Below are 25,730 nucleotides of genomic sequence, written 5' to 3'. Positions count from 1 at the left end.
CTCAGGTGCCCACCGCGTTCCGGACGCCGAGGACGTCGAGCAGCCGGGCCGCCCTGGTGTCCGGTGTCCGGATCAGCCGGGTGAGGAGGTCGGCGGTGTCGGGCGGGAAGGCCGGGCCCTTCGGGGCCAGGGCGTCGATGGTGTGGGCGTCCGTGCCCAGGTCGGCCGACGAGGCCGCGGCCAGCGCCGACGCGTACGTCACGCCGGCCTCGGCCAGCACGGCGCCGCCGCCGTACTTGTCGGCGGCGTCCTGCACCAGGAACGGGTACCGCTGCGCGACCTCGTGGGTGGCCAGGATGGCGAGGATCACGTCGTCGGTGCGGGCGCGCTTGGAACCGCGGCGATGGGCCTGGGCGTCGGCCTCGGAGCGCGCCCAGTAGACCGGCACCCGGGCCAGGTTCATCTTGACGACCTTGTTCAGCCCGGACTTCAGCCGGCCCAGCAGACCGCCGCCGCCGTACTGCGTGCGACCGATCAGGACGTCCCGGGTGGGGCGCAGCGGTTCCGCGACCCGGTCGACGAAGTCCGGCGTGCGTCCCGCGGCCACCGCGGTACGCAGCGCGGGGACGTCGACCTGACCCAGCCGCAGCACCTCGACCGCCTGGCTCGCCTCGTCCTCGAGGAGGTGGGCCAGCAGGTCGACCGGCGTGGGACGGGCGCCGGCCGCGGCGACGGTGCGATCGAGGGCGGCCCGGGCGGCGGGGGTCAGCGGTAGTTCCCGGCCGGCCAGCCGGTAGGTGTGCTCCGGCGTCGCCGGGGAGTCGTCCGGGCCCGGGCCGGCCGCCTCGTGGGCGCGGAACAGGGCCTCGAGCACCAGCGTCGTCATCTCCACCGCGGCCAGCGGTTCGTCCGCACCGTGCCAGGTGAGGCCCTTCAGCAGGTGCGCGGTGCTGATGCGCCCGTCCTTCGCGGCGTGCGACGCGAGCGTCAGCGGAAGCTCGAGGGGCGATTCGTCCAGCACGATGGCGTCCATATCGGAAGGGTAGGAGTTGCCGCAACTCAGCGGACCAGGCCGACCCGGTGGGCCAGGACGACCGCCTGGACCCGGTCGCGGACCTCGAGTTTGGCGAGGATCCGGCCGACGTGCGTCTTCACCGTGCCCTCGGAGAGCACGAACCGGTCCGCCAGCTCCGGGTTGGACAGGCCTTCGCCCATCGCCACGAAGATCTCCCGCTCCCGTGGCGTGAGCCGGGCCACCCGCGGATCGTCCGCCGACGCCTGTCCCGGTGCCGGCAACCGGTCGGCGTACGCGTCCAGCAGACGCCGGGTGACGCTCGGCGCCACGACCGCGTCACCGCTGGCCACCGACCGGATCGCCGACACCAGGTCGCCGGGCGGCGCGTCCTTGAGCAGGAAGCCGCTCGCTCCGGCACGCAGGCCCGCGTACGCGAATTCGTCGAGGTCGAACGTCGTCAGGATGAGCACTTTCGCGGAACCGGCCTCGACGATCCGTCGGGTGGCCTCGATGCCGTCCGTGCCGGGCATCCGCACGTCCATCACGACGACGTCGGGCCCGAGCCGCGCGGCCTGCCGTACCGCGTCCGCACCGTCGATGGCCTCCCCGACCACCGAGAAGTCGTCCTCGCCGGCCAGCACGAGCCGGAATCCCTTGCGGATCAGCGCCTGGTCGTCGGCGAGCAGGATCGTGATCATCGCGGCAGCCGCACGAGAACGCGCCAGCCACCGGCATCCGGCCCGGCCCGCACCGTGCCGCCGTAGAGCGCGGCCCGCTCACGCATCCCGATCAGCCCGTGTCCGGGCTCCGCGTCCACCGCCGCGGATCCGTCGTCCACCACCTCGACGACGCACTCCGCCTCCGACACCCGCACCGTGACGTCGGCGCCGGTGGCGTCGACCGCGTGTTTCAGTACGTTGGTCAGCGACTCCTGGACGAACCGGTACACCGCCGCCTGCGGTCCCGGGGCGAGCGTCGTCACCGGGCCGGTCAGCGTCGAACGCACCCGCAGCCCGGCCGCGCGCACCGAGTCCAGCAACACCTCGAGGCCGCCCAGCCCCGGGGCCGGATCGCGGGGCTGGTCCCGGAGCGTGCCGAGCAGCCCGCGCACGTCCGCGAGCGCCGAGCGGCCCACCTCGGCGACCTCGAGCATGGTGTCGGCGGCGGGGCCGCCCGCCGCCGCCACCGCGGCACCGTGGGACAGCGTGACCATCACGGTCAGATTATGGGCGACGATGTCGTGCATCTCGCGCGCGATGCGGGCCCGTTCGTCGGCCGCGGCGAGTCGTGCGCGCTGGTCGCGTTCGATCTCCAGCCGCCGGGCCCGGTCCTCGACCGCGGCGAGGTAGTCCCGCCGTGTCCGCACCGCGAACCCGATCGCCACCGCGGCCACCCCGGTCGCGACCATCAGCACCGGCGTCTCGGGCAACCGGCCGGTGCGCGGCCACAGCGCCACCCCGGCGACCGCCACCGCGGCGTACGAACCACAGGCCACGAACGCGGCCCACCGCGGACGCCGCACCGCGACCGTGTACAGCCCGACCAGCAGTCCCGGCTCGACCAGCGCCGCGTCCGCCGCCCACCACCGGCTGACCGCGACCGCCAGCAGGACCCCCAGCACCGCCACCGGCGCCCGGTGCCGCACCAGCAGCGCCGCCGCGGTGACCACCAGCTGCGCGGCCAGCACACGCTCGTCCAGCGGGAGCCCGCTGCCGTTGCCGGCATCCCAGATCACGACCGCGACGGCCACCGCCACGTTCACGGCGACCGTCGGCGTCATCGTCACGCGTCCCTTCGGCGCAGGAGGTAGGCGGCACCGGCGAGCCCGGCCGCGGCCCAGGCGAGCAGGATCGCGGCGTTCGGCCAGAAGGTGTCCGTCATCATCGCTTCCCCGGCCCGGCCGGGAACGAACCTCGCGGCGTCCGCCGACACCGTGCCGATCAGCCCCGGCAGGATCGCCACCGCACCGATCACGATGCCGATCCCGGCCGCCGCGTTCCGCACCAGCGCCCCGGTGCCCAGCGCGAACACCGCGATGCCGACGAGCTGCCCGACCGCGCCGCCCAGCGCGGTCAGCACGCCGGCGTCACCCGGAGAGACCGGGCCGGGGCCCCCGGCGAACACCGCCACCGGCACGGTGACCAGCGCGACGAGCGCGGTCACCCCACCCACCACCACGGCTTTCGCCACCAGCACCGGCCAGCGGGCCGGCACCGCGGCGAACGTCCACCGCATGAGCCCCGACGAGTACTCCGACGTGGCCACGAGCACCCCGAGCACCGCCACGGCGAACCGCGCGTACTGCACACCCTCCAGGCGGGCCACCAGCGGGTCGACCCCGGGCGGCGCGGCCCCGGCCGCGAGCATCCCACCGGCCACGACGGCCACTCCCGCCGTCGCGACCGCCCACACCGGCGCCCGCAGCGACCACAGCTTCACCCACTCCGACCTCAGCGCTCCGAACGTCATCGCGGCACGCTCCGGTACTCGCTCGCGGTCCTGGTCAACTCCATGAACGCCTCCTCCAGCGACGCCGTTCGCGGGGTCAGTCCGTGCACGGGCACGCCGGCGCCGGCCGCGCGCGCGGCGATCGTCTCCACGTCCAGACCGGCCACCTCCAGCACACCCGGCCGGCTCGCGCTCACCGTCACTCCTGGCCCGAGCAGCAGGTTCCGCAGCGCGGCCGCGTCGGGCGACCGCACCTCGACCACGCCGTCGCCGGCCCGCCGCACGAACGCCTCGAGCGGCTCGTCGGCGATCAGCCGCCCCGCGCCGATGATCACCAGATGGTCGGCGGTGAGCGTCATCTCGCTCATCAGGTGCGAGGACACCAGCACGGTGCGTCCCTCGGCGGCCAGCCCGCGCAGCAGTTCGCGCAGCCACCGCACACCATCGGGGTCGAGCCCGTTGACCGGCTCGTCGAGCAGAACCGCGGCCGGGTCACCGAGCAACGCCGTCGCGATGCCGAGCCGCTGCCGCATGCCCAGCGAGAACGTGCCGACACGGGTTCCCGCCGCGCTCTGGAGGCCCACCATCGCGAGCACGTCGTCGACGCGGCGGCGTGGCAGCGAACCGGCGGCGGCCAGCGCGCGCAGGTGCGCCTCGGCGGTGCGGCCGGGGTGTGCCGCGCCGGCCTCGAGCAGCATGCCGAGCGTCCGCAGTGGAGCGTCGTGCTCGGCGTACGCGCGGCCGGCCACGGTGACCCGGCCCGCCGTCGGGGCGTCGAGCCCGCCGATCATCCGCATCGTCGTCGATTTCCCGGCTCCGTTCGGACCCAGGAACCCGGTGACCCGTCCGGGCTCCACGGTGAAGCGGAGCCCGTCGACCACCGTCGTGCGTCCGTAGCGTTTGGTGACGTCGAGGACGTCGATCATGGCTTCCCTCCGTCGTTCGCGGTGACGATTTGACGCTAGGAAGCCGACCGCTGTGCCACGACCGCCCGGGGTCGGATCCGAGCCGGCCGCGAGCTACCTCCCCGGCCGTACGACGTACGACCTCGGTCGTAGGACCCCCCGGCTTATTGACGATCGTTTTCATTTTCGTTTACAGTGCCGAGCGCGGGATCCGACCGGTGCGTTGCCGTCGGCACGAGCGACGGGACCACGATGACGACCACTCCGACCCGCGCGGACGCCACCGCGCGGCGATCGGGCGGGCCGCCGTTCGCGTCGCCGCGCCGGTTCGCCGCCCTCCTCGGCGGGCTGGCGTCGGCGCTGCTCGTCGTCGTGGTGCTCGCGGTCGCCGTCGGGGCGGTGCCGATCGCGCCGGGCACCGTTCTCGAGGTCGTCGCCCACCACCTGGGCCGGTCCGGCGGCGTCCCGGACCCGGTCGACGACCGGATCATCTGGACGGCCCGGCTGCCCCGCGCGGTGCTCGCCGTCGTGGTCGGAGCGGGGCTGGCGGTGTCGGGCGCGGTGATCCAGGCCGTCGTGCGCAACCCGCTCGGCGATCCGTACCTGATCGGCGTCGTGCCCGGCGCCGGGCTCGGGGCGGTGAGCGTGATCGTGCTCGGCGCGTCCGCGACGGCGGGCCTGTCGTTGTCGGCGGCGGCGTTCGCCGGGGCGCTGGTCGCGTTCGCGGCCACGTTCCTGCTCGGACGGCAGCACGGTCACTGGCCGCCGGCCCGGCTGGTCCTCGCGGGCGTCGCGGTCGGCTATCTGGTGTCGGCGGTGACCTACTTCCTGCAGACGATCGCGACGCCCAACCAGGTGACCCGCGTGCTGTTCTGGAGCCTCGGCAGCGTGTCCGGTGCCCGGTGGGAGCAGCTGCCGCTGCCGGCCGCCGTGGTGCTCGCGGCGACGGCCGGCCTGCTGTCGCAGGGGCGCCGGCTCAACGCGCTGGCCACCGGCGTCGAGATGGCCGGCGCGCTCGGCATCGCGGTCGGACGCTTCCAGTTCGGGCTGATGCTCGTCGTGGCGCTGATGACCGGAACGCTCGTCGCGGTCTCCGGTGGCATCCTGTTCGTCGGCCTGGTGGTGCCGCACGTGGCCCGGCTGCTGGTGGGCGCCGATCACCGCCGGATGCTGCCGTGCGCCGTGCTGCTCGGCGCGGTCTTCCTGCCGCTGGCCGACCTCCTCGCGCGGACCGTCCGGGCACCGGTGGAGCTGCCGATCGGCATCGTCACCGCCGCGCTCGGCGCCCCGTTCTTCCTCTGGCTGCTCCGCCGCGGGACCCGCTGATGCGCGTCCACGCCACCGGGATCGACGTCGCGCTCGCCGGCCGCACGATCGTCGCCGACGCCGTGCTGGACGCGCCGCCGGGAGCGTTCGTCGGTCTGCTCGGGCCCAACGGCTCCGGGAAAACGACGCTGTTGCGCGCGGTGTACCGGGCCCTGCGCCCGGCGCGCGGCGCCGTGCTCCTGGGCGACGCCGACGTGTGGAGCCTGACCGCCCGGCAGGCGGCCCGCCGTGCTGCCGTGGTGATGCAGGACGACCCGACCGACTTCGAGTTCACCGTCCGTGAGGTCGTCGCCCTCGGCCGCGTCCCGCACCAGGGCCTGCTCGGCCGCGCGAGCGACGACGACCGGCGCGCCGTCGACGACGCACTCGCCCGGACCGGCGCCGACCACCTCGCCGAGCGGCCGGTCAGCAGCCTCTCCGGCGGCGAGCGCCAGCGGGTCTACCTGGCCCGGGCGCTGGCCCAGGACACCCCCGTCCTCGTGCTCGACGAACCGACCAACCACCTCGACGTCACCGCGCAGCTCGAACTCCTCGAACTGGTGCGGGGCCTCGGGGTCACGGTCGTCGCCGCACTGCACGACCTCAACCTCGCGGCGGCCTACTGCGACCGGATCTACGTGCTGCGCGCCGGGCGCGTCGTGGCGTCCGGACCGGTCGCCGAGGTGCTCACCGCCGCGGTGATCAGCGAGGTCTACGGCGTGCGCGCCGCACTCGTCACCCACCCGCTCACCGGGCAGCCGGCGTTCCTGATCGCCGCGCCCTCTCGTCTGGAGGAGAACTCATGAGAACGATGACCGCGGTCGTCGTCGCCGGAGCCCTGATCGTCGCGGCCGCCGGCTGCGGCGGCACCGACGGTGCCGCCGCGGACGTGTCCCGCTCCACCGGGGCCGACTATCCCGTCACCGTCGAGAGCTGCGGTCGCACCGAGACGTTCACGGCCGCGCCGCGGCGCGTGGTGCTCGGCTGGGCCACCTCGATCCGGACGCTCGACGCGCTCGGTGTCGCCGACCGGGTCACCGGTTACGTCAGCGCGAGCAACGCGACGCTCCCGGACGGGTTCACCGCCACCGCGGTCTCCCCGGACTTCCAGCCCGCCCGGGAGGCGGTGCTCGCCGCGCGTCCGGACCTGTTCCTGGCCAACGACGAGAACCAGATCTCCGGCCAGCAGGGCACCGCCACCCCCGACGACCTCGGGCACACCTACGTGCTCGGCGGCTACTGCCTGGACGCGCCGGCCCCGGGCACCGTCGACGCCGTCTACGCCGACGTCGAGGCGCTCGGGAGGATCTTCGGCGTCGAGCCGACGGCCACCGAGCTCGTCGCCCGACTCGAGCGCCGGGTCGCGGCGGCGCGGGCACAGCGCGGGAGCGCCGCGCCGGCCGAGGTCGCGATGATCCAGCTCTACGACGGCAAGGTCTACGCCCTCTCCGGGTCCTACTACAACGCCATCCTCGAAGGAGCCGGGCTGACGAACGTCTTCGGCGGCCTGACGGAGAACTTCGCCGAGATCAGCGCGGAGAAGGTCCTCACCGTGAAGCCCGACGCGTTGTTCGTCGCCTACGACGACGCGGAGGGCGGCGACGAGGCGGTGGCCGCGGCGCGCGAGAAGTTCGGCGTCGCCGAGGTCTTCGGCATCTCCAACCGGGAGATCAGCGGCGGCGGCGTCAACGTCGTCACGCTGATCGAGCAGGTCGCGACGCAGGCCTACGGGGTGTGAAGGGCGGGCAGCACCTCGGCGGCGAGGCGCTGGATCGACTCCAGCACCCGCGTGCGGTCACCGGCGGCCTCGACGGCGAGCAGGAGCCGCTCGGCGCCGGTGACCTCGGCCGAGTGGCGCAGGCGCTCGACGCACAGCCGCGGGTCGCCCACCGGGTGGAGGTCCAGCAGCCGCCGGGCGTAGGCGGCCGGGTCCCGGCCGGAGCCGGTGCTGCCGTCGATCCGGACGTACTCGCCGGTGCGCCCGACCCACTCGGTGAGCGTCGGCATGATCGTGTCCCGGGCCTCGTCGACGGTGTCGGCGACGTACGCCAGGTGCGCGACCGCGGGCCGGGGTGCGGGGTGGCGGTCGAGCAGCACCCGGTGTTCCTCCGGGCTCGCCTGCATGCCCAGCAGCAGCGGCAGACCGCGCGCGGCGGCCAGGTCGACGGTGTCCGGTGACGTCGCCGCGACCCGGATCCGTGGCGGCGTCGGCGGGCGGGGGACCACCGGCACCGGGCGGAACCGGTGGACCGGTCCGTCGGCGCCCACCGCGGGCGCACCGGAGAGCCACTCCCGGAGCAGGTCGAGGTCGTCGGCGAACCCGTCGGTGAAGCGGGACAGGCCGGTGCCGAACACCTCCAGGTCGACCCAGGGGCCACCGCGCCCGACGCCGAGCTCGAACCGGTTCCCGGACACCGCGGCGAGCAGCGCGGTCTCCTCGGCCAGCGCCACCGGATGACGGGTGGGCAGCACCGCCGCGGCGGTGCCGACGGTGATCCGGCGGGTGCGGCCGAGGACGTGGGCGGCGAGGGTGACCGCGGACGGGCAGGCGCCGTAGGTGAGGAAGTGGTGCTCGGCCAGCCAGACGCCGTCGAACCCGGCCTCTTCGGCCGCGACCGCGTACTCGACGGTGGTGCGCAGGGCGTCGCCGTGGGCGTCCTCCTCGCCGGAGAAGACCCCGGCGAGGAGGAACAGGTCGATCGCCGGCGCAGCGGTCACGCGGCGCGAGAGGGACATGGGCGCTCCTGTCGAGGAATCCGGTCGGATAGTGAAAATGCCTATCATATTCAGATAGCGAGGGCGGCGAATGATCACCGGGAGTTCCCGTCGTCGGGGAGGATTCGGTGGCTTCCTCGTGGCCAGGACGGTGTCCTGGGCCGGCTCGGCGCTCACGCTCGTCGCGTTGCCGGTGCTGCTCTACGAGCGCACCGGCAACGCCGCGCTGACCGGGCTGGCCACCGCGCTCGAGGCGCTGCCGTACCTGCTGCTCGGCCTGCCCGCCGGTGCGCTCGCCGACCGGTGGGACCGGCGCCGGACGCTCGTCGTGACCGCTCTGCTGAGCGGACTCCTGCTGGCGACCGTGCCGGTGGCCGACGCGTTCGGTGTCCTCGCGCCGGCCCACGTGCTCGCCGTCGCGACCGGGGTGGCGACGCTGTTCGTCTTCTCCGACGCGGCCACGTTCGGCGTGCTGCCCGCGCTGGTCGGCCGGGACCGGATCGCCGGCGCGACCAGCCGGCTCGCCACCGCGAACACGATCGTGACGGTGGCCGGCCCGGCCGTCGGGGGAGTGAGCACGAGCGTGGTCGGTCCGGCGTGGACGCTCGGCCTGGACGCGGCCTCGTTCGTCGTCGCGGCCGTGCTGCTGCACCGCCTCGCCCGGCCGCCGGTCGCGGGCCCGCCGGGGCCACGGCGGATGCGTGCGGAGATCGCCGAGGGGCTGCGCTTCCTCTGGCACCACCGGGCGATCCGCCTGCTGACGCTGCTCGGCGTCGGCAACAGCCTGACCGGCGGTGCCGTGCTGGGCCTCGTGGTCGTCGCCGCGGTCGGCAACCTGGGGCTCGAGGGGGGCGACGGCCGGATCGGGCTGCTCTACGCCGCGGCCGGCGCGGGCAGCCTCCTGGCCGGACTGCTGTTCCCGGCGATCCGGCGCCGGCTGGCGGTCGGCTCGATCACGCTGGCCGGGCTGGTGGCCGGCTGGGCCGCGGTCTCGGCGTGGGCGCTCAGCACCGCACTGATCGGCGGGCTCGTCGCCCTGGCCACCTGGCAGGCCGCTCACGTCCTGGTCAACCTCAACGGCATCGTCCTGCGGCAGGAGTCCACTCCGGACGTACTGCAGGGGCGCGTCAACACGACCGCGCGGATGATCGCGTGGGGTGGTCAGCCGCTCGGAGCCGCGCTCGGCGGCGTCCTCGCCGAGGTGTTCGACGTGCGGATCGCGCTCCTGCTCGCCAGCGCCGGCGTGGCCACGTCCGCGCTGGTGGCAGCGGGTCGAGGGGCCGCCTTCCGGGGAGTCGGCGCCGTGGACTAGCTTGACGAACATGAAAATCAGATTCATCGGTGTGGTGACGGTGGCGACGTTGGTCGCCGCCGTGGCCGCCTGCGGGGGGCCGCCGACCGACGCCGGTGACACCACCGCGTCCGCCGCGCCGACGGCGATCGAGAACTGCGGTCAGCGCGTGACCGTGACGACGGCGCCGCGGCGCGCGATCACGCTCGAGCAGAACGCGACCGAGATCCTGCTGTCGCTCGGGCTGGCCGACCGCATGGTCGGCACGTCGTACCAGACCGACCCCGTGCTGCCCGCGCTCGCCGACGAGTACCGGACGGTGCCGGTGCTGGCGAAGCTCTACCCGGCGCGCGAAGCGGTTCTCACGGCGAAGCCCGACTTCCTCTACTCGACGTTCACCTCGGCGTACGCCCCCGACGCCGCCGGCCCGCGCGCCGACCACGCCGCGCTCGGCATCCCGGCCTACCTCTCCCCGTTCGCGTGCGAGAACCCGGCCGACGGCCGGGCGACGATGACGTTCGACGCGCTCTTCGACCAGATCCGCGAGGTCGCCACGCTGTTCGGCGTTCCCGACCGCGGTGACGAGCTGGTCGCCGAGCAGCGGAAGCGCCTGGACGCGGCGGTCGCGACGGGGACGTCGTCGCACGGCACGTCCGCGCTCTGGTACTACTCCGGCACCAGCACGCCCTACGTCGCCGGGCGCAACGGTGTGCCCGCCGCGATCAGCACGCTGCTCGGGCTGGACAACGTGTACGGCGACGCCGAGCAGACCTGGCCGGCGGGCAGCTGGGAGACGATCGCGAGCCGCGACCCCGACGTCATCGTCCTCGCTGACCTGACCCGCGGCGGCGACGGCGACAGCGCCGCGTCCAAGATCGCGTACCTGAAGAAGAACCCGGCGACGGCCCGGCTGACCGCGGTCCGCGGGAACCGGTTCGTCACCGTGTCCGGCTCGTCGATGGATCCCTCGATCCGCAGCGTCGACGCCGTCGAGCAGGTCAGCGCCGGCCTCGGGACGGTGCGGTCGTGAACGACCACGACGCCCGCGCGCTGTTGCGCCGGTGGGACGACCAGCAGGAGGCCTACGTGGCCCACCGGGAGCAACGCTTCACCGTGATGCTCGAGACGATCCGCCTCCACCTGGGCACCGAGGTCCGGGTTCTCGACCTCGCGTGCGGCCCGGGCGCGCTCTCCGACCGGGTGCTCGCCGCCCTGCCCGGCTCGACCGTCGTCGCCGTCGACTACGACCCGATGCTGCTCGAGATCGCGCGCTCGGCGCTTCCGGCCGCCCGCGCGCAGGTCCTCGACGTCGACCTGGTGGCCGTGGACTGGGACAACGCGGTCGGGGACCGGCGGTTCGACGCGGTCGTCAGCTCGACCGCGCTGCACTGGCTCTCCCCGGCGCAGCTGCTCGGCGTCTACACGACGGCGGCGCGGCTGGTGAGGCCGGGCGGGCTGCTGCTCAACGCCGATCACCTCCCGGGCCTGCCGGCCGCGTTCCAGGCGGTCGCCGAGCGCCACGACGCGCAGACCCGGGAGGCCGGGTTCGCCGCCGGCGCCCTGGACTACCGGGCCTGGCACGACCTCGCCTACGACCGCCCCGAGCTCGCCGCGCTGCGCGAGCTCCGCGAGAAGCGCTTCGCCGACCGGCCACCGCAGCCCCGGTCGCCGCTGGACTTCCACCTGGCGGCGCTGCGCACGGCCGGTTTCGCCGAGGCCACCACCGTCTGGCAGTACCTGGACGACTTCGTCGTCGCCGCGCTCCGGTGACGCCGCGCGGACCGGCGTGGCTCGTCGGGGGCGCGTGCGTGCTGGCCGGGAGCCTCGCCGGGGCGATCGCGCTCGGCGTCGCCGAGCTGTCGGTCGGCCAGGTGCTCCGGGTCCTGTCGGCCCGCGCCGGGCTGCCCGTCGCCCCTCCGACGCTGCTCACCGACAGCATCGTCTGGGACCTGCGGCTGCCCCGGGTCCTGCTCGCCGCGCTCGTCGGCGCCGGACTCGCGGTCTGCGGTGCCGTCCTCCAGGCGCTGACGCGCAACCCCCTGGCCGACCCCTACCTGCTGGGCATCTCCGGCGGGGCGTCCACCGGTGCGGTCGCCGTGCTGGTGCTGGGCTGGGGCACCGGCGCGGCGGCGCTCTCGCTCGGCGCGTTCGCCGGGGCGATCGTCGCGTTCGGTGCCACGCTGCTGCTCGCGGGGGCGCGGTGGACGCAGCCGGGCCGGATCGTGCTCGCCGGGGTCGCCGCCGGCCAGCTGTTCTCGGCGGTGACGAGCCTGGTCGTGGTGTCGCAGGCCACGCTCCAGAACACCCGGAGCATCACGTTCTGGCTGCTCGGGTCACTCGCGGTGGCGTCGTGGCCGACGGTGGCGCTGTGCGCGGGGGTCGGTGCGGCCGGTCTGCTCGTGTGCTGGGCCTCGGCGCCGGCCCTGGACGCGTTCTCCTACGGTGCCGACGTCGCGCAGACCCTGGGCTTCCACCCCGGCCGGGTCCGCGCGCTGCTGTTCACCACGACGGCCCTGCTGGCGGCGGTGCTGGTCGCGAGCAGCGGCGCGATCGGATTCGTCGGCCTCCTGGTGCCGCACGCCGCCCGGTTCCTGGTCGGGTCGCGCCACCGGCGCCTGCTCCCGGCGTCGGCGCTGACCGGAGCGGTGTTCCTGGTCTGGGCCGACACCGCGGCGCGCACCGCGTTCGCCCCGCAGGAGGTCCCGGTGGGCGTGGTGACCGCCCTGGTCGGCGTGCCGGCGTTCGCGCTGGTCCTGCGACGCCGGCCGGCGACGTGAGGGTCACCGGCGAGCACCTGACCGTGGCCGTACGCGGGAGGCGCCTGCTGTCCGGCGTCGACCTGGTGGCGGAACCCGGCAGCACGGTCGGGTTGCTCGGGCCCAACGGATCCGGCAAGTCCACGCTCCTGCGGACGCTCGCCGGACTGCGTGACCCGACCGGCGGGCAGGTGCGGCTCGACGGCGCCGACCGCCGCACGCTGCCCCGGCGGACGGTCGCGCGGCGGGTCGCGGTCGTGACCCAGCAGACGCCGGCGGACCTCGACCTGACCGTGCGTGACGTGCTGCTGCTGGCGCGGATTCCGCACCGCTCGCGGCTGGCTCCGGTCACCACGGCCGATGTGGAGGGTGCCGACCGCGCGGCGGAGCGGGCCGGTCTGCCCGGGTACGGCGATCGGGCCTGGTCGTCGCTCTCCGGCGGCGAGCGTCAGCGCGTCGACCTGGCCCGTGCGTTCCTCCAGGATCCCGACGTGCTGCTGCTCGACGAACCGACGAACCATCTCGACGTCCGGCACCAGCTGGACCTGCTGGAGCAGCTGGCGTCGTCGCCGGTGACGGTGGTCGTGGCGTTGCACGGGCTCGACCTGGCGGCGCAGTACTGCGACCGGATCGTGCTGCTGGCGCGCGGGGAGATCGTGGCGGCGGGCACGCCGGCCGAGGTGCTCACGCCGGAACGGATCGCCGCCGTGTTCGAGGTCCGGGCCGAGGTGACGATCGGCGCGGACGGGCGGCCGGACATCCGGATCCGACGTCCGTCCTGAGCGGGCCCGGCCGCCCCTCCTCCCGGAGGGGCGGCGACCCGGTCAGAACAGGCCGTTGCCGTGGGGCAGCGTGGCCGGGATCTCCGGGGTGACGTCCCAGTGCTCCACGATCTTTCCGCCGTCGACGCGGAACAGGTCGTAGAACGCGGTCGGCGTCGGCCCGAAGCGGCCCTCGGAGACCGTCAGGACGAAGTTGCCGTCCGCGATCACCCGGTGGACGGTGTCGTAGACCATGCTGACGCCCTGCTGGGCCAGGGCCGCCAGCGCCGCGCCGAGCCCGTCGAGACCGTCGCCGATGCCGGTGTTGTGCTGCGCGTAGCTCTCGGTGCTCAGGTAGTCGGTGATCAGCTCGACCTTGCCGCCCCGGAGGACGTTCTCGACGAAGCCGGTCACCAGCGCGCGGTTGTCCTCGGTGCGGTCGAGGTCGGTCACCTCGGTGGGCCCGTCGGTCTGCGAGCGGCCGGACACGGTCGTGGGAACGACCGGCGTGAGCGCGTCCCAGTGCTCGGCGAGCGCGCCGTCGGCCACACGGAAGACGTCGAACGCGACCAGCGGGTCGGGTCCGAAGCCGTGGTACGTGCCGTGCAGGGCGACGAGGTCGCCGTCGGCGAGGACCCGGTGCAGGTCGTAGCGGAAGCCGGCGGGCAGGCTCTCGACGAGCCCCCGGATGCCCTCCGGGCCGTCGGGGGCGAGGCCGCTGTGCTGGACGTAGCCGGGGGAGACCCAGCGGTCGACGGCGGTGGCGTCCCGGTCGCCGAACAACTGCCCGGCGGCGGTCAGCACGATGTCCTTGGCGGTGGTGTTCATTGTTCCTCTCCTGTTCCGTTGGTTCCACCGTAGGAAGATCAAAGCGGCCCGGACGGGTACGGTAGCGACCCGTGATGGTCAAAAACCGACACGCGGGCCAGATCCGCGAGCTGGGGTTCGCCGCGCCCGCCGGGCGGCCGCGCGGCGTCGAGACGCTGAGCCTGGAGGAGTTCCGGTCACGTGCGGTCGCCGACCTGGCCGGCCCGCCGCGCCGGCCCACGTTCCATCACCTGCTGACGCTCGAACGCGGAACCCTCCGGCACGTGGTCGACTTCGCCGACCACACCGTGGAGCCGGGCGGGTGGCTCTGGGTGCGGCCGAGCCAGGTCCACCAGTGGGGAGATCTGGCCGGTGCGGAGGGCACGCTCGTCCTGTTCGAACCCGACTTCCTCGACCCCGCGACGGTCGTGGCCGCGCGGTTGAACGACGCGTACGCCCCGACGGTCTACGAGCCCGACGCCCCGGAGCAGCAGCGGCTCGCCGCCGCCGCCGGGCACCTCGCGCACGCGTTCGGCGACCCGGGGACGGTGCCGCTCGACGTCCGGCAGGCGGTGCTGCGTCATCTGCTCGCGGTCCTCGTGCTGCGCCTCGCGCACGTACCCGGCGGCACCGGGCCGGAGGCGAGCGAGACGTTCCTGCGCTTCCGGGACGCGGTCGAGCGCACGTTCACGCGCACCCGGCGCCTGGAGGACTACGCCCGCACGCTCGGCTACTCCGCCCGGACGTTGACGCGGGCGACCCAGGCCGCGGCGGGTGTCAACGCGAAGGACTTCATCGACCGGCGCACGATCCTGGAAGCCAAGCGGCTCCTCGCCCACAGCGAGCAGACCGCCGCCCAGGTCGCGGCCCGGCTGGGCTTCAGCAGCGCCACGAACTTCACCAAGTACTTCCACCAACGCACCGGCACGACCCCGATCGCGTTCCGGGCCTCCGTCCGGACCCGGTGACCGGAATGCGTACCACCTCGGGTGGACCCGGTTCTCCGCCTTTGGTGTGATGCTCTCTCCTGCGCTACTCAGTAGGAATGATCTTTTCGCACCACAATGGAAAGTCGCGATAATCTCGTGCGCAGCGCCTCCGATCCGCGAAGGTGTACGAGAGAAGGGATCGCGGGCATGGCTCCGATCGTGATCGAAGAAATCAGCGTGGAGGATTTCAACCGCATTTTCGCGGGTTCCCGCTCGCCGGAATTCGACCAGTACTGCCACGACTGCGGCGGCTCGGGAACGTACTACACCCAGCTCGACGACGAGGACTGAGCGGCATTCGCATCGACGACGTCCGTCGAGAGTTCTTTCCCTGGACCCCGGGCTCGTCGGACATCGTCGTCCGCACCGCCGCTCCACCGGAGCGGGTCGCGCTCTTCCCGACGCTGGACAGCACCGTCCTTCCCGCCTCCGAGCCGCTGGTCGGCCGATTCCGGGAGCGGCAGGCGTCGAGCCCGTACCGGTCCGAGAAGATCCGGGGATGGCACACCGAATATTTCGTGGCCTTCGACGGAGAGACCCCGGTCGCCTGGATCCGCGGACAGATGAGCGACCCGGTGACCTTTTATCTCCAGACCGGCGGAGTCAGGCCCGGGAATCGTCGCGCGCGCTGGATGAAGCCGACCTATCTGCACCTGCTGGCCTATCTGGAGCGGCTGGGGTACGAACGTGTCACCTCGCGGCACGAACCCGACAACGCCGCGATTCTCATTCTGCAGCTCCGGCTGGGTTTCGTCGTCGACGGTGTCGTTCTGGACGAGCGGTTCGGTCCGCTCGTCAGCATGGTGAAACACCTGCATCCGGATCAGCGCGACGAATACCGGCAGCGTTTCCGGCTCTCCGCGCACGATCAGTAGGCCGGGACGACATGAGCACCATTCGGACGCGCTATCGCCTGCGTCGCTCCGCACGGCTGGTGGAGCACGGGGGGAACGCCGTGCTCACCGCACCGCGGAGCCTGCTCGACTGCCGTCACCTGAGCCCGGCGCAGCTGGACCTGATCCGCCGGCTGGCGACCTCCGAGGTGCCGGGCGACGACCCCGCCGAGGTCGCCGTGATCCAGCCGCTCGACCGGGCGCTCTGGCTGACCACGTCGGTGTACGAACAGGACACCCCGCTGTTCCGCTCCGACCCGGTCACCTCGGCGTCGGAGTTCCGCCGGGTCGCCGAGCGCGACGGGTCCGGCGTCGTCGCGGGGGCCGCCACGACGTTCTCGCGCTTCGTCACCGTCACGCCGTCGGCCGAGGGGTTCGTGGTGGAGTCGCCGTTGAGCACCCACCGCGTCGTCATCACGGACGCCCGGGCCTGGTCCGCGCTGTTCGCCCTCGCCGCGGGTACCGACGCGGCGGCCGACGGCGTCACCCGGGTCCTGAGCGCCGAACTCGCGCGGTTGGGGCTGCTCCAGCCGGCCGGCGGACCGGAGACCACCGAGCTGGGGCGGCGTCAGTGGAGCCGGTGCGACCTGCTCCTGCACACCCGGAGCCGGCGGGGGCGTCACGAGAACCCGAGCGGCGGCACGCTGTGGGCGCGGGGTTCGTTCGAGCCGCCACCCGCGGTGCCCTCACCGCTGCCCGGTGCGGAGATCCCGCTGCGGGTCCCGGCGGCGCCGCCGGACGCGCCCCTGTTCGAGGTCCTGGACACCCGGGTCTCGGTCCGGCGGCACGGCACCCGGCCGATCACCGTCGATCAGCTCGGCGAGTTCCTCTACCGCTGCGCCCGGGTCGAGACCCGGGTGGACGGCGACGGCCGGACCCGTCCGTGGCGGCCCTACCCGTCGGGCGGCGGCACGTACGAGCTCGAGCTGTACGTCAACGCGTCCGACGTCGACGGCCTGGAGCGGGGCCTCTACCGCTACGCCGGGGACCGGCACGCGCTCGAGACCGTCTCGCGGGACGCCGCGCTGGTCCGGCGGCTCGCCGCGGACGCCCAGCTCTCGGCGTCGTCGACGGGTGAGCCCGCGCCGCAGGTCGTCATCCTGCTCGCGGCCCGCTTCGGGCGGGTCATGTGGAAGTACGAATCAATCGGCTACGCGGTCGTCCTCAAGGACGTCGGCGTCCTCTTCTCGACCATGTACCAGGTCGCGACCGCACTGGGCCTGGCGCCGTGCGCGCTCGGCACCGGCAACTCCGACCTGTTCAGCCTGGCCCGGGGCGTGCCGTACCACGAGGAGACGACGGTCGGCGAGTTCCTGCTCGGCAGCCGGCCCGACTAGGAGAACCACCCATGCCGAACACGTCCCGGGTCCGGCTCCGCGCCGACCTCACCTACCGGCTCGCCGGCGACGACACCGTCTACGTGCTGAGCGAGAGCTCGACCGCCGCCCTGCGCGGCACGCTCTCCCGCGACCTCGTCGAGGCCGCTCGGGAACCCGTCGCGGTGGACGACCTCCTCGACCGGCTCGCGGAACGTCATCCGCGGGAGCGGAGCGAGGCCGCGATCCGGCAGCTGCGCGAGGCCGGGCTCCTCCGGAGCGCGACCGTCGGTGAGGGTCCGGCGGACGTCCTGGCCGGGCTCGACGCGCTGCTCGCCGCCGACGACGCGATCGCGCGCGGCACCCGGGAGCCGTTCACCGTTGCGGTCGTCGCCACCGGACGGACGAAGCCGGGGTCGGTCGAGCTGCTCGCGGAGGCGCTGGGTGGCGGCTTCGCGGTGGACGGCGCCGGGCCGCCGGACTGCGTCGTCGTGCTCGCCGACGACTACCTGGCGCCCGAGGTGGCCGAGGCCGGCCGCGGGCTGAGCGGCGCGGCCACGCCGTGGCTGCTGGCGAAACCCACCGGCCTGCAGGTGCTCGTCGGACCGCTGTTCGCCGGCGCCGGGCACGCCTGCTTCAGCTGCCTGCGCACCGCGCTGGAGCGCAACCGGATGATCGTCGCCGACGCCGAGCGGCCGGCACCGGCGACGCCGTGGACCAGGACCCTGGGCATCGCGCTGCTCGCCGACGCGGTGGCGAACACGCTGGTCGGCGCGCGGAACGCCGCGCGGCTGGCCGGCCGGGTCACCCGCATGGACACCCGGTCGTTGACCGTCGACCGGCACGAGGTCGTCAAACGCCCGCAGTGCCGGGAGTGCGGCTCCCCCGAGGGGTGGCAGCACCGGTGGGTGCCGGGGGCGGCGGACACCACGCCCGACGGGCACGGCAACGGTTCGCGGCTCTACCCCGCCGAGCAGACCCTCGCGCGGCTGCGCAAGCACGTCAGCCCGCTGACCGGCTGGGTCGACCGGCTGGAGCCGACACCGGGCACCGAGGCGCACCGGATCCACGGGTACCGGGCCGGGCGCAACCTCAGCCTTGGCGGCTCGGACGCGTCCCGTCCCTGGAGCACGATCCGTGAATCCAGCGGCGGCAAGGGCCGCACCGCGGCCGAGGCCGAGGTCGGCGCGCTCTGCGAGGCGCTGGAACGGGCCTGCGGCGTGTGGGATCCGGACCGCGCGGAGACCGTCGCCGCGCCGGCCGACCTCGACCCGGCGACCGTGGTGGGGTTGGAGCGCCTGCTGCACTTCTCCGACAGCCAGTTCGCCGGGCGCACGGACTGGAACCGGGAGAACCTGGGTTTCCACTGGGTCCCCCGTCCGGCCGACCCCGCGCAGGCGATCAGCTGGACCGGGGCCCGGTCGTTGACCACCGACGAGCCGCGCCTGCTCCCGTCGGCGTACGTCTGGTACGGCCACCCGGACACCACGGCGCTGCGCGCGGCCCGGGCCGACTCGAACGGCTGCGCGGCCGGGAACACCTACGACGAGGCCGTCCTGCAGGGCTTCTACGAGCTCGTCGAGCGCGACAGCGTCGCCCTGTGGTGGTACAACCGCTCGCCCCGGCCGGCCGTCGACCTCACCGCCGTCGCCGACCCGTACCTCGACGAGGTCGCGGCGCTGCACCGGCGGCTCGGCCGCGAGTTCTGGGTGCTCGACGTCACCGCCGACCTCGACGTGCCGGCGTACGTCGCGGTGTCCCGCCGCCGCACCGTCGACGACCAGCGCATCATGCTGGGCTTCGGCGCCCACGGCGATCCGGCGGTCGCGCTGAGCCGGGCGGTGTCGGAGATGATCCAGCTCCTGCCGAACGTCGAGGACCTCACCGGGCGCAGCAGCGAGCCGCCGAACCGGCTGGACCGCGACCTGGCCGCGTGGCTGGCGTCGGCCCGGGTGGAGACCGAGGACTGGCTCGCGCCGCACGGGGTCACCGGGTTGTCCCCGGCCGGGGGACCGGTCGTCCAGTCCGCGGCCGGGCTGCGGCGGGAGCTGACCCGCTGCCTCGACCGGGCCCGCTCGGCCGGCCTCGACGTCGTCGTCTGCGACCAGACCCGGCCCGAGATCGAGCTGGCGGTGGTGAAGGTCGTGGTGCCCGGCCTGCGTCACTTCTGGCGGCGCCTGGGCCCGGGCCGCCTCTACGACGTGCCGGTCGCGCTGGGCCGGCGCGACACCGCGATCGCCGAGAGCGACGTCAACCCGTGGAATGTCTTCCTGTGACCTGGCCGCTCCCGCCCGTTGATCGCCGGTGCCACAATAGATAGGAGTCCTATCAAGAGGGTGGCAATGATTCGCATCGTGGTGGCCGAACGCCACGCGCTCGTCCGGGCCGGCCTGGTGACGCTGTTCGGCGCGGCGCCGGACTTCGACGTCGTCGGCGAGTCCGGCGACGCGGAGGAGGTCGTCGCGCTGATCGCCGGGACCGGGCCCGACGTCGTCGCGCTCGACGTCCGGATGCTGGAGCGCGACGACCTCACGGCGGTGGAGAAGATCGTCGCCAACGCGGAGGTGCCGCCGGAGATCGCGGTACTGACGAACTCCGACCTCGACGGGTCGCTGCGCCTCGCGCTCTCCGCGGGGGCCACCGGGCTGCTGCTCAAGGAGACGCCACCGGATCAGCTGGTCGCGGCGATGCGCTGCATCGCCGGCGGCGCGACGGTCGTCGCACCCGGCCTCCGCGGCCGGCTGGCGGAGGCCTACCTGGCCCAGCACCGGTCCGTCGCCGCCGCGATCGAGGCGTTCGACCGGCTCACGGCCCGCGAGGCCGAAGTGTTCCAGCTGGTCGTCCGGGGGCTGTCCAACCTGGAGATCGCCACGTTCCTGACGGTCGGCGAGTCCACGGTGAAGACCCACGTCCGGCGGATCATGGCCAAGCTGGGGCTGAGCAGCCGGGCCCGCCTGGTGGTGGCCGCCTACGAGAGCGGCCTCGTCGCGCGCGAGTTCGCGTAGTCGGTGGCGTCCACCCCGGGGGTGGACGCCACCGGGCGGATCAGCCGGCGAAGTAGCCGGCCGCCGTGATCCGCGTGCCCGAGGGGCAGCTCGCGTAGGAGTAGCCCTGGCCGACCGACTTCCAGCTGGGGCCGGTGTACGTAATTCCGTCGGTGCACTTGGCCACCGCGACGTACTGCCCGCTGCCCGACGTGCAGATGGCCCAGCTGGTGACGACCGACGGGGTCACGAACCCGGCGGTGCAGTTGCCGGGCGCGGCCTGCGCGGGTGAGGCGGGGAGGAAAGCGGCTGCGCCCGCGACGAGGACACCGGCGGCGAGCTTGACGGCAATTTTCACGAACACTCCCTGAGATCGCTGGTCACGGCACCGTCCATCGTGGAATGAGAACAATCGGCCGTCAATCGCCGGGACGCTCCGATCAACACGATCTCTACACGTTCTCTACGCCCCGTTCCGGATGACCGGTGTGCGGCCGCCGGCGACCACTGGTCAGCGGCCGTCGAGGTGGGTGACCAGGTTGATGCCGCCGTCGACGTGGATCACCTCGCCGGTGACGAACGGGACCTTGACCAGCGCCACGACCATCGCGGCGACGTCGGCGGGTTGCCCGAGCCGGCCCAGCGGTGTCATCGCCGCGGTGCGTGCCGCCCGGGTGGCGAGGCCGTCCGCGGTCGGGCCGGTCTCGACCGGCCCCGGCGCGATCGCGTTCACCCGCACGTCCGGGCCGACGGCCTTGGCCAGCAGCCGCGTCAGGTGGTCGAGCGCGGCCTTGCTGACCGCGTAGGGGATCGAGCTGCCGAGAGGGCGCGAGCCGCCCACCGAGGTGATGTTGATGATCTGGCCGCCGGGCGGCAGGACCTTCACGGCGGCGACCGACACCTGCCAGGTCCCGACGACGTTGACGCCGAGGATCCGGTGCCAGTCGTCCGCGGTGATCGCGTCCAGGTCGGCGTGCGGCACGGGACGCGACACCCCGGCGTTGTTCACCAGCAGGTCGAGCCGGCCGTGCCGCTCCACGGCCGTCTCCACCAGCCGCACGGCGTCGGCGGGGTCGGCGATGTCGGCACGGACGTAGCTCGCCCCGGGGAGCTCGGCCGCGAGCCGCTCACCGGCGTCGACCGAGGTGGACGAGGTCACCACGACGGTGAAGCCGTCGGCCGCGAGGGCACGGGCGATCTCCGCGCCGATCCCGGAGCTCGAGCCGGTCACGACGGCGACGCGTGGCGCGCTCACCGGGCGCCTCGGTTGATCGGCATGGCCTAGATCTCGCCGGCGGTGTCGGTGGGGGTGGTGGTCCAGAAGACCAGCCGCTTGCCGACCTGCACGACGAGCGCGTGCAGCGCGATGCCGATGGCCGACAGTACGACGATCACCGCGAACGTGCGGGCCACGTCCAGGGTGAAGTTCGTCGCCTGGATCAGGTAGCCCAGCCCTTCGGAGCTGCCCACGAACTCCGCGACGACGGCGCCGGTCACCGACAGGATGACGGCGACCTCCAGCCCCGCGAAGATGTGCGGGAGCGCCGACGGGATCTGCAGGTGCCGCAGGACCTGCAGGCGTGACGCGCCGAACGACCGCAGCATCTCGACCTGCTCGTGGGCCGCGGACCGGAACCCCAGCACGGCGTTGATGAGAAGCGGGAAGAACGCGATCAGGGCCACGGTCAGCACTTTCGAGCTGATGCCGACACCGAACCAGACGATCAGCAGCGGCGCCATCGCGACCTTCGGGATGGTCTGGGTCAGGATGAGCAGCGGGAACAGCACGCGCTCCACCGGCCGGAACTGGGTGATGAGCACGGCGGAGACCAACGCGGCGCCGACCGCGACGCCGAACCCGATCAGGATCTCCTTCAGCGTGACGATCGAGTGCGTCACCAGGCTGCCGTCCCGGAAGCCGTCGACCAGGGAGCCGGCGACGGCCGTGGGCGCGGGGACGAGCACGGTGGAGACGTCGAACGCCGTCACGACGACCTGCCAGACCAGTAACACCCCGACGAACACCAGCACGCTGTAGGTGATCTCGGGTACGCGTCGGCGTCGGACGGGGGTGGCCGGCGCCGTGGGCGCATCCAGTACCTGCGTGGACATCGGCTCTCCTAGTGGGCGCTGTGCTCGGAGTCGAGCAGCCTGCGGATCTTCAGGACGATCTCGCCGAACTCGGGGGTGTTGATGTTCTCCAGCCGCCGCGGCCGGGGAAGGGGGACGTCGACGACGTCGGCCAACCGGCCGGGGCGCGGTGTCATGACCACGACGCGGTCGGCGAGCAGCACCGCCTCGGGGATGCTGTGCGTCACGAACAGCACGGTCTTGCGGTCGGAGTCCCAGATCGTCAGGAGGTCCAGCCCCATCTGGTCGCGGGTCATCGCGTCGAGGGCGCCGAACGGCTCGTCCATGAGCAGGATGCGCGGGTCGTGCATCAGCGCGCGGCCGATCCCCACGCGCTGCTGCATCCCGCCGGACAGCTCGGTGGGGTACCGGTCGCCGAACTCCTCCAGGCCGAGCATCACCAGCAGCTCGTCGGCCTTCGCCCGGGTCGCGGCGTCGTTGGCGTGGTGGAGGTCGGGCGAGGTCAGCAGGTTCTTGCGCACGGTGCGCCAGGGCAGCAGCAGCGGCTGCTGGAAGACCATCCCGAGCTGGTTGCGGTGGGCGTCCTCCGCTGTCCCGAAGGTGACTCGCCCGGACGTCTGCCGGGACAGGCCCATGATGATCCGCAGCAGGGTGCTCTTGCCGCAGCCGCTCGGGCCGACGATCGAGACGAACTCACCGGCCCGCACGCGCAGCGAGACGTCGTCGAGAGCCTGGACGGTGCCGCCGGACTTCGTCGGATAGAGCATGGACAGCGAGTCCAGGCGGATCACGTCGTCGGTGCTGGTCAGCATCTCCGTTACTCCTCACCGGTCGTTCCGGGCCACGTGCCGCCCATCTCCTTGGTCAGCCGCTTGCAGGCGGCCTTCAACGCCACGGCCTCCCGGGAGTCCAGCGACGCGGGCAGCATCCGTTCGGTGCCGACGGCCGCGATCGTGGCGCAGATCCCGGCCGCCGCGAACACCGGCGCCGCGAGGACGCAGATGCCGCGGTGGTTGACGTCGCTGCTCATGCCGGCCTGGCGGATCGTCTCGACCCGCCGGCGGATCTCGGTGCGCTGGGGCTCGGGGAGGCTGCCGGTGAGCCGGTCGGCGTGGAACTGGTCGGGCAGGAAGGCCAGGAAGACCTTGGCCTGCGACGAGTTCAGCGCGAGCTGCGAGCCGACGCGCACCGTCACCAGGGTGGGGTGGTCGGCCTCCTCCACCAGCGAGACGACCGGGCCGGAGGCGCCCCAGAGCGACAGCACGATGCTGACCTTGATGTCGAGCGCGAGCTCGCGCAGGTAGGCCGGCGCCATCTGGATGATGCGCTGCTGTCCCAGCACGAAGCTACCGAGCTGCAGGATCGACCGTCCGGGACGGACCAGTGCGGAGTCCTCCACGCGCTCGAGCAGGCCGGAGCTGACCATCGAGCTGAAGTAGCGGTGCACCGTGGTCCGGTTCAGGCCGAGCCTGCGGGTGGTCTCCGCGACCGAGAGCTCCGGCGTCTCCGGGCCGAACAGCCCGAGGATCTGCGCGGTGCGGCTCACCGCCTGGATGTCCTGCTCGCGAGCAGTGTCGACCTGGTCCTCCGGCATCGGCGCGTACCCATTTCGTCGAGTGTCCACAAAGCGTGCATGTAGTTCGCAGTACGGACGGAGGGTAAGCGTGTCCAGCCCGTCGCGGCAAGGTTCGCCTGCCGATTCGTTCTTCCGGTCCACTCTTGACAGACCGGATGGCGAACTCCGAGTCTGTGATGCGAACGCCTGGAGGCCCTATGACTGCCACACCCGCGATCATCAAGTTGCTGAACGGCTGCGTCGACCTGCACTGCCACTCCGGTCCGAACCCGTTCCCCCGACGCATCGACCACGCCGAGGCCGCGAAGGACGGTGAGCGGCTCGGGATGCGTGGCGTGCTGGTGAAGTCCCACCACCACAACACCGTCATGGATCTGCTCGCGATGAAGGACCGGCTGGCGACGATCAGCACGCCGGTGTTCGGCGGCATCACCCTGAACAGCATGGTCGGCGGCATCAACCCGCAGGCGGTGGCGATGTCACTGCGGATGGGGGGCCGGGCCGTGTGGTTCCCGACGTTCTCGGCCGGCCGGCACATCGACTGCCACCCGGAGGGCGTCGGCTTCCCCACCGCGAGCGTCGAGGTGCCCTCGTCCCGGGTCGACGTCCACGGGGCGGACGGTGAGCTCATCCCGCAGGTCCACGAGGTGCTCGACCTGGTGAAGGAGAGCGGCGCGATGGTGACCGGCGGCCACATGGAGACCGAGTCGATCACCCAGCTGTTCGCCGCGGCCAAGGACAAGGGCGTCACCCGGATGCTGCTCAACCACCCCGACTACGTCATCGGCGCGGACGAGGCGAAGTGCCGCGAGCTCGTCGGCTACGGCGCGTTCATCGAGCACGAGACCGGCTTCTACGACCCGGAGGGGACCAAGAAGTGGGACCCGAAGATCCTCCTGGACTGGATCGGGAAGATCGGCCCCGAGCACACCGTGATCGCCTCCGACCTCGGTCAGAAGGACCGGCCGCTGCCGGTGGACTCCTACGTCCGCGTCGCGACCGCGCTGCTCGACCTGGGCCTGGACGAGCGGTCGCTGCGCCAGATCTTCTGCGACAACCCCGCGTTCCTGCTCGGTCTGGAGGACCGGCGATGACCCCTGACGTGGAGTTCTCCGACCTCGGCACCGGCGACCCCGACGAGACGACCCCCGGCGGTTCGTCGACGTGGTACGTCCGCGGTTCCAACTTCCTGCTCGCCTACACCACGCTGGCCGCCGGCGACGTGCTGGAGCGCGCCGATCAGCCGGACGAGTACGTCGTGCTCCTGCCCTACGAGGAGTGCAGTGTGGAGGTTCGCGCGTCGGGGGAGTCCGCCGCGGTCTCGGGCAAAGCGGTGGTGGTGGTCCCGCCGGGCGACAGCGCGATCGCCGGGGACGGCACCGTCGTGCGGCTGTTCAGCTCCCGGTCCACCGACCTGCTGGACAAGGCACGCAACCGGGCGGCGTACGCGGAGCCGCGCCCGCACGTCGCGCCGTTCGCGCCGTGGCCGGAGCCGCCGGACGGGTACCGCATCCGGCCCTACCGGCTGGCCGACCTGGCCGTGACGCCGGACGCCGTCCGCCCGGGCCAGATCGTGCGGTGCAGCACGTTCATGATCAACTTCCTGGCGCCCCGGGTCGGTCCGCGTGACCCGGACAGCCTCTCGCCGCACGACCACGACGACTTCGAGCAGTGCTCGCTCGCCGTCGAGGGGGAGTACGTCCACCACCTGCGGACGCCGTGGTCGAAGCGGCGCAGCGAGTGGCGCGAGGACCGGCACCTGCGGTGCGGAAGCCCCTCGGTGGCCGTGATCCCGCCGCCGATGATCCACACCAGCGAGGCCGTGGGCCCGGACACCAACCAGCTGATCGACATCTTCTGCCCGCCGCGCCTGGACTTCTCCCGGACGCCGGGCCGCGTGCTCAACGAAGACACCTACCCGCTTCCCCACCAGTAACC

28 protein-coding genes are annotated in these 25,730 nt (G+C 73.2%); 16 read left to right on the top strand and 12 right to left on the bottom strand.

Annotated elements, in window-relative coordinates:
* Position 1 precedes the first annotated feature (1 nt).
* The 5 genes from ABD437_RS14770 to ABD437_RS14750 are packed head-to-tail and all read right to left on the bottom strand — an operon-like array spanning position 2 to position 4,329.
* A complete protein-coding gene (locus tag ABD437_RS14770) occupies positions 2–973 on the bottom strand; it encodes a hypothetical protein (protein ID WP_344649385.1) in 972 nt (323 codons plus the stop codon).
* A gap of 26 nt (positions 974–999) precedes the next feature.
* Entirely contained in the window at positions 1,000–1,653 is a 654-nt protein-coding gene (locus ABD437_RS14765; RefSeq protein WP_344649384.1) for a response regulator, read from the bottom strand.
* On the bottom strand, positions 1,650–2,735 hold the full coding sequence (locus ABD437_RS14760; RefSeq protein WP_344649383.1) for a sensor histidine kinase: 1,086 nt from the start codon (positions 2,733–2,735) through the stop codon (positions 1,650–1,652). Before ABD437_RS14760 ends, ABD437_RS14765 begins: the two co-directional genes overlap by 4 nt.
* 2 nt (positions 2,736–2,737) lie before the next feature.
* Positions 2,738–3,424, bottom strand: coding sequence for an ABC transporter permease (locus ABD437_RS14755; RefSeq protein ID WP_344649382.1), 687 nt, complete (start codon positions 3,422–3,424; stop codon positions 2,738–2,740).
* Positions 3,421–4,329, bottom strand: a complete 909-nt coding sequence (locus ABD437_RS14750) for an ATP-binding cassette domain-containing protein (protein ID WP_344649381.1) — start codon at positions 4,327–4,329, stop codon at positions 3,421–3,423. The genes ABD437_RS14755 and ABD437_RS14750 overlap by 4 nt, the downstream gene beginning before the upstream one ends.
* Positions 4,330–4,560: 231 nt before the next feature.
* Between ABD437_RS14750 and ABD437_RS14745 the strand changes: the two genes are divergently transcribed.
* The 3 genes from ABD437_RS14745 to ABD437_RS14735 are packed head-to-tail and all read left to right on the top strand — an operon-like array spanning position 4,561 to position 7,351.
* Entirely contained in the window at positions 4,561–5,634 is a 1,074-nt protein-coding gene (locus ABD437_RS14745; protein ID WP_344649380.1) for a FecCD family ABC transporter permease, read from the top strand.
* A complete protein-coding gene (locus ABD437_RS14740) occupies positions 5,634–6,419 on the top strand; it encodes an ABC transporter ATP-binding protein (protein ID WP_344649379.1) in 786 nt (261 codons plus the stop codon). The genes ABD437_RS14745 and ABD437_RS14740 overlap by 1 nt, the downstream gene beginning before the upstream one ends.
* A complete protein-coding gene (locus ABD437_RS14735; protein ID WP_344649378.1) occupies positions 6,416–7,351 on the top strand; it encodes an ABC transporter substrate-binding protein in 936 nt (311 codons plus the stop codon). Before ABD437_RS14740 ends, ABD437_RS14735 begins: the two co-directional genes overlap by 4 nt.
* Here ABD437_RS14735 and ABD437_RS14730 read toward each other — a convergent pair.
* Positions 7,339–8,349, bottom strand: a complete 1,011-nt coding sequence (locus tag ABD437_RS14730) for an LLM class flavin-dependent oxidoreductase (RefSeq protein WP_344649377.1) — start codon at positions 8,347–8,349, stop codon at positions 7,339–7,341. The genes ABD437_RS14735 and ABD437_RS14730 overlap by 13 nt on opposite strands.
* Positions 8,350–8,467: 118 nt before the next feature.
* Here ABD437_RS14730 and ABD437_RS14725 point away from each other — a divergent pair, with 118 nt between their 5' ends.
* Genes ABD437_RS14725 through ABD437_RS14705 form a run of 5 tightly spaced genes read left to right on the top strand, consistent with a single transcriptional unit; the run spans position 8,468 to position 13,157 of the window.
* On the top strand, positions 8,468–9,640 hold the full coding sequence (locus ABD437_RS14725; protein WP_344649376.1) for an MFS transporter: 1,173 nt from the start codon (positions 8,468–8,470) through the stop codon (positions 9,638–9,640).
* A gap of 10 nt (positions 9,641–9,650) precedes the next feature.
* Positions 9,651–10,649 carry an ABC transporter substrate-binding protein gene (locus tag ABD437_RS14720; RefSeq protein WP_344649375.1) on the top strand — a complete coding sequence of 333 codons (999 nt, stop codon included), beginning with the start codon at positions 9,651–9,653 and terminating at the stop codon, positions 10,647–10,649.
* Complete coding sequence (locus ABD437_RS14715; protein WP_344649374.1) at positions 10,646–11,389, top strand: class I SAM-dependent methyltransferase; 744 nt, start codon at positions 10,646–10,648, stop codon at positions 11,387–11,389. Before ABD437_RS14720 ends, ABD437_RS14715 begins: the two co-directional genes overlap by 4 nt.
* A complete protein-coding gene (locus ABD437_RS14710) occupies positions 11,386–12,396 on the top strand; it encodes a FecCD family ABC transporter permease (RefSeq protein WP_344649373.1) in 1,011 nt (336 codons plus the stop codon). Before ABD437_RS14715 ends, ABD437_RS14710 begins: the two co-directional genes overlap by 4 nt.
* Positions 12,393–13,157, top strand: coding sequence for an ABC transporter ATP-binding protein (locus ABD437_RS14705; protein WP_344649372.1), 765 nt, complete (start codon positions 12,393–12,395; stop codon positions 13,155–13,157). The genes ABD437_RS14710 and ABD437_RS14705 overlap by 4 nt, the downstream gene beginning before the upstream one ends.
* Positions 13,158–13,199: 42 nt before the next feature.
* Here ABD437_RS14705 and ABD437_RS14700 read toward each other — a convergent pair whose 3' ends face one another.
* Complete coding sequence (locus tag ABD437_RS14700; protein ID WP_344649371.1) at positions 13,200–13,964, bottom strand: nuclear transport factor 2 family protein; 765 nt, start codon at positions 13,962–13,964, stop codon at positions 13,200–13,202.
* A gap of 74 nt (positions 13,965–14,038) precedes the next feature.
* On the opposite strand from ABD437_RS14700, the gene ABD437_RS14695 reads away from it, so the two are divergent.
* From ABD437_RS14695 to ABD437_RS14670, 6 genes are all read left to right on the top strand, one after another.
* Positions 14,039–14,911, top strand: coding sequence for a helix-turn-helix domain-containing protein (locus ABD437_RS14695; RefSeq protein ID WP_344649370.1), 873 nt, complete (start codon positions 14,039–14,041; stop codon positions 14,909–14,911).
* Positions 14,912–15,079: 168 nt separating this feature from the next.
* Positions 15,080–15,223 carry a hypothetical protein gene (locus ABD437_RS14690; protein WP_344649369.1) on the top strand — a complete coding sequence of 48 codons (144 nt, stop codon included), beginning with the start codon at positions 15,080–15,082 and terminating at the stop codon, positions 15,221–15,223.
* Between the two features lie 227 nt (positions 15,224–15,450).
* Positions 15,451–15,807, top strand: coding sequence for a hypothetical protein (locus ABD437_RS14685; protein ID WP_344649368.1), 357 nt, complete (start codon positions 15,451–15,453; stop codon positions 15,805–15,807).
* 11 nt (positions 15,808–15,818) lie between these two features.
* A complete protein-coding gene (locus tag ABD437_RS14680) occupies positions 15,819–17,162 on the top strand; it encodes a SagB family peptide dehydrogenase (RefSeq protein WP_344649367.1) in 1,344 nt (447 codons plus the stop codon).
* Positions 17,163–17,173: 11 nt separating this feature from the next.
* A complete protein-coding gene (locus ABD437_RS14675; protein ID WP_344649366.1) occupies positions 17,174–19,417 on the top strand; it encodes a TOMM precursor leader peptide-binding protein in 2,244 nt (747 codons plus the stop codon).
* A 66-nt stretch (positions 19,418–19,483) separates the two neighbouring features.
* Positions 19,484–20,146 carry a LuxR C-terminal-related transcriptional regulator gene (locus tag ABD437_RS14670; protein WP_344649365.1) on the top strand — a complete coding sequence of 221 codons (663 nt, stop codon included), beginning with the start codon at positions 19,484–19,486 and terminating at the stop codon, positions 20,144–20,146.
* Between the two features lie 40 nt (positions 20,147–20,186).
* Here the strand turns inward: ABD437_RS14670 and ABD437_RS14665 are convergent, their stop codons facing one another.
* From ABD437_RS14665 to ABD437_RS14645, 5 genes are all read right to left on the bottom strand, one after another.
* Positions 20,187–20,483, bottom strand: a complete 297-nt coding sequence (locus ABD437_RS14665) for a hypothetical protein (protein WP_344649364.1) — start codon at positions 20,481–20,483, stop codon at positions 20,187–20,189.
* A gap of 153 nt (positions 20,484–20,636) precedes the next feature.
* Positions 20,637–21,380, bottom strand: coding sequence for an SDR family NAD(P)-dependent oxidoreductase (locus ABD437_RS14660; protein WP_344649363.1), 744 nt, complete (start codon positions 21,378–21,380; stop codon positions 20,637–20,639).
* A 26-nt stretch (positions 21,381–21,406) separates the two neighbouring features.
* The gene (locus ABD437_RS14655) at positions 21,407–22,237 is read right to left on the bottom strand and encodes an ABC transporter permease (RefSeq protein ID WP_344649362.1); all 831 of its coding nucleotides are present in this window, start codon (positions 22,235–22,237) and stop codon (positions 21,407–21,409) included.
* Between the two features lie 8 nt (positions 22,238–22,245).
* On the bottom strand, positions 22,246–23,028 hold the full coding sequence (locus ABD437_RS14650; RefSeq protein WP_344649361.1) for an ABC transporter ATP-binding protein: 783 nt from the start codon (positions 23,026–23,028) through the stop codon (positions 22,246–22,248).
* A 5-nt stretch (positions 23,029–23,033) separates the two neighbouring features.
* On the bottom strand, positions 23,034–23,810 hold the full coding sequence (locus ABD437_RS14645; RefSeq protein WP_344649360.1) for an IclR family transcriptional regulator: 777 nt from the start codon (positions 23,808–23,810) through the stop codon (positions 23,034–23,036).
* A 179-nt stretch (positions 23,811–23,989) separates the two neighbouring features.
* Between ABD437_RS14645 and ABD437_RS14640 the strand changes: the two genes are divergently transcribed.
* Positions 23,990–24,886, top strand: coding sequence for a DUF6282 family protein (locus ABD437_RS14640; protein WP_344649359.1), 897 nt, complete (start codon positions 23,990–23,992; stop codon positions 24,884–24,886).
* Entirely contained in the window at positions 24,883–25,728 is an 846-nt protein-coding gene (locus tag ABD437_RS14635) for a cupin domain-containing protein (RefSeq protein WP_344649358.1), read from the top strand. The genes ABD437_RS14640 and ABD437_RS14635 overlap by 4 nt, the downstream gene beginning before the upstream one ends.
* Positions 25,729–25,730: the final 2 nt, after the last annotated feature.

Origin of the sequence: Cryptosporangium japonicum (assembly GCF_039524755.1) — a bacterium.
Lineage (GTDB): Bacteria > Actinomycetota > Actinomycetes > Mycobacteriales > Cryptosporangiaceae > Cryptosporangium > Cryptosporangium japonicum.
The sequence above is the reverse complement of the archived record's forward strand: the minus strand, read 5'-3'. Positions and strand labels throughout refer to the sequence as shown.